Origin of the sequence: Micromonospora sp. C95 (genome assembly GCF_018070465.1) — a bacterium.
GTDB lineage: Bacteria > Actinomycetota > Actinomycetes > Mycobacteriales > Micromonosporaceae > Micromonospora.
In genome coordinates this window covers 1-5,257 of sequence record NZ_JAGPXT010000052.1, presented here as the reverse complement: position 1 = coordinate 5,257, position 5,257 = coordinate 1, and the positions used below count along the sequence as shown (strand labels likewise).

The window sequence follows — 5,257 nt, the reverse complement described above, 5'->3', positions numbered from 1 at the left end:
TTTTTGTTGCTGGGATGGATTTTTCGACAGGTTTTTGTTGGAGAGTTTGATCCTGGCTCAGGACGAACGCTGGCGGCGTGCTTAACACATGCAAGTCGAGCGGAAAGGCCCTTCGGGGTACTCGAGCGGCGAACGGGTGAGTAACACGTGAGCAACCTGCCCTAGGCTTTGGGATAACCCCGGGAAACCGGGGCTAATACCGGATATTCACTTGCGGACGCATGTTTGTGGGTGGAAAGTTTTTCGGCTTGGGATGGGCTCGCGGCCTATCAGCTTGTTGGTGGGGTGATGGCCTACCAAGGCGACGACGGGTAGCCGGCCTGAGAGGGCGACCGGCCACACTGGGACTGAGACACGGCCCAGACTCCTACGGGAGGCAGCAGTGGGGAATATTGCACAATGGGCGGAAGCCTGATGCAGCGACGCCGCGTGAGGGATGACGGCCTTCGGGTTGTAAACCTCTTTCAGCAGGGACGAAGCGTGAGTGACGGTACCTGCAGAAGAAGCGCCGGCCAACTACGTGCCAGCAGCCGCGGTAAGACGTAGGGCGCGAGCGTTGTCCGGATTTATTGGGCGTAAAGAGCTCGTAGGCGGCTTGTCGCGTCGACTGTGAAAACCCGTGGCTCAACTGCGGGCCTGCAGTCGATACGGGCAGGCTAGAGTTCGGTAGGGGAGACTGGAATTCCTGGTGTAGCGGTGAAATGCGCAGATATCAGGAGGAACACCGGTGGCGAAGGCGGGTCTCTGGGCCGATACTGACGCTGAGGAGCGAAAGCGTGGGGAGCGAACAGGATTAGATACCCTGGTAGTCCACGCTGTAAACGTTGGGCGCTAGGTGTGGGGGGCCTCTCCGGTTCTCTGTGCCGCAGCTAACGCATTAAGCGCCCCGCCTGGGGAGTACGGCCGCAAGGCTAAAACTCAAAGGAATTGACGGGGGCCCGCACAAGCGGCGGAGCATGCGGATTAATTCGATGCAACGCGAAGAACCTTACCTGGGTTTGACATCGCCGGAAATCTCGCAGAGATGCGGGGTCCTTCGGGGCCGGTGACAGGTGGTGCATGGCTGTCGTCAGCTCGTGTCGTGAGATGTTGGGTTAAGTCCCGCAACGAGCGCAACCCTCGTCCCATGTTGCCAGCAATTCGGTTGGGGACTCATGGGAGACTGCCGGGGTCAACTCGGAGGAAGGTGGGGATGACGTCAAGTCATCATGCCCCTTATGTCCAGGGCTTCACGCATGCTACAATGGCCGGTACAATGGGCTGCGATACCGTGAGGTGGAGCGAATCCCAAAAAGCCGGTCTCAGTTCGGATCGGGGTCTGCAACTCGACCCCGTGAAGTCGGAGTCGCTAGTAATCGCAGATCAGCAACGCTGCGGTGAATACGTTCCCGGGCCTTGTACACACCGCCCGTCACGTCACGAAAGTCGGCAACACCCGAAGCCGGTGGCCCAACCCTTGTGGAGGGAGCCGTCGAAGGTGGGGCTGGCGATTGGGACGAAGTCGTAACAAGGTAGCCGTACCGGAAGGTGCGGCTGGATCACCTCCTTTCTAAGGAGCACCATCCAGCGAAGGCTGGTATGGAGCCCGCGGCCTGCGGATGTCGGGTCGGGGTGCTCGATTGGCGGAGACACTGGTGAGTTTTTTCCTGGCAACGGTCGGAGTTTTCCTAGTACAGCCACTGTGGTGGTGGGAACGGGGTTCCGGTGCGGCTGGGGAAGGCGTAGGGCACCCTGTTGGGTCCTGAAGGAACAACCCGTGGTGGTTGATCTTTCAGAGCCTTGGCGATGAGCGTGAGCTTGTCGGGGCGCCAGGCATGGCCTGGCCTCGCATACCGGATGTTGCCCTGGTGGGGTGGTGTTGCTGGTGTGGGGTGGTGGGTTGTGGGTTGGTTGTTTGTTGAGAATTGCACAGTGGACGCGAGCATCTTTGTGGTCAAGTTGTCAAGGGCGAACGGTGGATGCCTTGGCACCAGGAGCCGATGAAGGACGTGGGAGGCCGCGATAGGCCTGGGGGAGCTGTCAACCGAGCTGTGATCCCAGGGTGTCCGAATGGGGTAACCCGGCATCAGTCATGTGGTGTCACCTGCACCTGAACTCATAGGGTGTGTGGAGGGAACGCGGGGAAGTGAAACATCTCAGTACCCGTAGGAAGAGAAAACAATATGTGATTCCGTGAGTAGTGGCGAGCGAAAGCGGATTGAGGCTAAACCGGTTGCGTGTGATACCTGTCAGGGGTTGCGTGGTCGGGGTTGTGGGACCTCATGTGGTGGGCTGACAACCATCAAAGGAGTTATAAAGCCAGTTGTTAGCTGAATGGTCTGGAAAGGCTGACCGTAGACGGTGATAGTCCGGTAGGTTAAAGCAGCTGGTCTTCTGTGGGTGTTCCCGAGTAGCGGCGGACTCCTGAAATCTGCCGTGAATCTGCCAGGACCACCTGGTAAGCCTAAATACTTCCTGGTGACCGATAGCGGACGAGTACCGTGAGGGAATGGTGAAAAGTACCCCGGGAGGGGAGTGAAATAGTACCTGAAACCGTTCGCCTACAATCCGTCGGAGCCTTGCGGGGTGACGGCGTGCCTTTTGAAGAATGAGCCTGCGAGTTAGTGGCATGTGGCGAGGTTAACCCGTGTGGGGGAGCCGTAGCGAAAGCGAGTCTGAAGAGGGCGTTTGAGTCGCATGTTCTAGACCCGAAGCGGAGTGATCTAGCCATGGGCAGGCTGAAGCGCGGGTAAGACCGTGTGGAGGGCCGAACCCACCAACGTTGAAAAGTTGGGGGATGACCTGTGGTTAGGGGTGAAAGGCCAATCAAACTCCGTGATAGCTGGTTCTCCCCGAAATGCATTTAGGTGCAGCGTCGCGTGTTTCTTGCCGGAGGTAGAGCACTGGATGGTCTAGGGGGCCTACAAGCTTACCGAAATCAGCCAAACTCCGAATGCCGGTAAGTGAGAGCGCGGCAGTGAGACTGCGGGGGATAAGCTTCGTAGTCGAGAGGGAAACAGCCCAGATCACCAGCTAAGGCCCCTAAGCGTGTGCTAAGTGGAAAAGGATGTGGGGTCGCATAGACAACCAGGAGGTTGGCTTAGAAGCAGCCACCCTTTAAAGAGTGCGTAATAGCTCACTGGTCAAGTGGTTCCGCGCCGACAATGTAGCGGGGCTCAAGCACACCGCCGAAGCTGTGGCACTCACACTATGACTTCGCATCACTCTTCGGGGTGGTGTGCAGGTGTGTGGGTGGGTAGGGGAGCGTCGTGCCGGGGGTGAAGCAGCGGGGTGACCTAGTTGTGGACGCGGCACGAGTGAGAATGCAGGCATGAGTAGCGAAAGAAGGGTGAGAAACCCTTCCGCCGGATGACCAAGGGTTCCAGGGCCAGGTTAATCCGCCCTGGGTGAGTCGGGACCTAAGGCGAGGCCGAGAGGCGTAGTCGATGGACAACGGGTTGATATTCCCGTACCCGCGAAGGAGCGCCCGTGATGAACCTCGTTGTGCTAACCACCCGAGCTGCCGGAGACCTTCGGGTCGATGGTGGGGAGCGTGGGAACCTGGCGGGTAGTAGTCAAGCGATGGGGTGACGCAGGAAGGTAGCTGAGCCCGGCCGGTGGTTGTGCCGGGGTAAGCGTGTAGGCCGCACCATAGGCAAATCCGTGGTGCACAGGGCTGAGACGTGATGCCGAGCCGATTCAGGTGAAGTCAGTGATCCTATGCTGCCGAGAAAAGCCTCTAGCGAGTTCTGAGCGGCCCGTACCCCAAACCGACACAGGTGGTCAGGTAGAGAATACCGAGGCGATCGGGCGAACTGTGGTTAAGGAACTCGGCAAATTGCCCCCGTAACTTAGGGAGAAGGGGGGCCGGAGACGTGAAGCCCCGCGCGGGTGGAGCGTTGTATGGCCGCAGAGAGCAGGGGGAAGCGACTGTTTACTAAAAACACAGGTCCATGCGAAGAAGTAATTCGATGTATATGGACTGACGCCTGCCCGGTGCTGGAACGTTAAGGGGACCTGTTAGCTCTTCGGGGCGAAGCGGAGAACTTAAGCGCCAGTAAACGGCGGTGGTAACTATAACCATCCTAAGGTAGCGAAATTCCTTGTCGGGTAAGTTCCGACCTGCACGAATGGCGTAACGACTTCCCCACTGTCTCAACCACAGGCCCGGCGAAATTGCAGTACGAGTAAAGATGCTCGTTACGCGCGGCAGGACGGAAAGACCCCGGGACCTTTACTATAGCTTGACATTGGTATTTGAGTCGGCTTGTGTAGGATAGGTGGGAGCCGGTGAAGCTCATACGCCAGTATGGGTGGAGGCAATCTTGAAATACCACTCTGGTTGATTCGGGTATCTAACTTCGGACCGTTATCCGGTTCAGGGACAGTGTCTGGTGGGTAGTTTAACTGGGGCGGTTGCCTCCTAAAGGGTAACGGAGGCGCCCAAAGGTTCCCTCAGCCTGGTTGGCAATCAGGTGTTGAGTGCAAGTGCACAAGGGAGCTTGACTGTGAGACTGACGGGTCGAGCAGGGACGAAAGTCGGGACTAGTGATCCGGCACTTGCGTGTGGAAGCGGTGTCGCTCAACGGATAAAAGGTACCCCGGGGATAACAGGCTGATCTTCCCCAAGAGTCCATATCGACGGGATGGTTTGGCACCTCGATGTCGGCTCGTCGCATCCTGGGGCTGTAGCAGGTCCCAAGGGTTGGGCTGTTCGCCCATTAAAGCGGTACGCGAGCTGGGTTTAGAACGTCGTGAGACAGTTCGGTCCCTATCCGCCGTGCGCGTAGGATACTTGAGAAGGGCTGTCCCTAGTACGAGAGGACCGGGACGGACGAACCTCTGGTGTGCCAGTTGTCCCGCCAGGGGCACGGCTGGTTAGCTACGTTCGGAAGGGATAACCGCTGAAAGCATCTAAGCGGGAAGCCTGCTTCAAGATGAGGTATCCCACCCTGGTGACAGGGGTAAGGCCCCCAGCTAGACGACTGGGTTGATAGGCCGGAAATGTAAGCCCGGTAACGGGTTCAGTTGACCGGTACTAATAGGCCGAGGACTTGACTACAACGATCGCTCGCGTCCACTGTGTAACTCACAACAAACAAACAAACACCCCAGCGAATGTGTTGGTGTTGGTGTTGTTTGACATGTTGATAAGGTTACGGCGGTCATGGCGGAGGGGAAACGCCCGGTCTCATTCCGAACCCGGAAGCTAAGCCCTCCAGCGCCGATGGTACTGCACCCGGGAGGGTGTGGGAGAGTAGGACACCGCCGGACACAC

The 5,257-nt window shown here is 58.1% G+C and carries 3 rRNA genes; all 3 read left to right on the top strand.

What is annotated here, in order from left to right:
• Nucleotides 1-34 precede the first annotated feature (34 nt).
• Nucleotides 35-1,549: ribosomal RNA gene (locus tag KBX00_RS28830) — 16S ribosomal RNA — on the top strand.
• Nucleotides 1,550-1,931: 382 nt separating this feature from the next.
• A 23S ribosomal RNA gene (locus KBX00_RS28825) occupies nt 1,932-5,041 on the top strand.
• A 95-nt stretch (nt 5,042-5,136) separates the two neighbouring features.
• Nucleotides 5,137-5,253, top strand: a 5S ribosomal RNA gene (rrf, locus tag KBX00_RS28820).
• Together the 16S, 23S and 5S rRNA genes form the textbook arrangement of a ribosomal RNA operon.
• Nucleotides 5,254-5,257: the final 4 nt, after the last annotated feature.